This window comes from Rhizobium ecuadorense (assembly GCF_001187535.1).
In the GTDB taxonomy this organism is placed as follows: Bacteria; Pseudomonadota; Alphaproteobacteria; order Rhizobiales; family Rhizobiaceae; genus Rhizobium; species Rhizobium ecuadorense.
Genome location: NZ_LFIO01000806.1, coordinates 1 through 425, shown reverse-complemented (window position 1 = coordinate 425; position 425 = coordinate 1). Strand labels below are relative to the sequence as shown.

At 57.6% G+C, this 425-nt stretch carries 1 protein-coding gene; it reads left to right on the top strand.

Annotated elements, in window-relative coordinates:
* On the top strand, positions 1 to 425 hold a 425-nt coding region (locus AF337_RS14105), incomplete at both ends, for a DUF6880 family protein (protein ID WP_342028430.1).

Sequence of the window (425 nt, the reverse complement as noted above, 5' to 3'; positions counted from 1 at the left end):
AAGTTTTCATCAGGCTTGCGAGGATGCTGCCGCAATCGCCGCGTCCGCCAATATTGACTCCAATGTCCTGGCCGAGAAGGTGTTCAAAGCCGTGCAAGACGATGGTTACGGCCAGTACGACAACCTGATTGCGGCGATGGCGCCAGCTCTCGGCAAGGATGGTCTCGATTGCTTGAAAACCCTCTTCATCCAATGGTCCAAGGAGCCGAAAGACATGCCGGCGGAGGACAAGCGCGAGATCATCGGCTGGGGCAGCGCAGGCCCCCTTTACGAAGATGAGATCGACGGCACTCAGCGAGATCTGACGGTGCGCATAGCCTTGCAGGAAATTGCCGATGCCCAGGGCGATGTTGATGACTACATCGCTCAGCAACCCGAGAAAACGCGCAAGATGCCGATGATTGCGGCCGACATCGCCAATCGCC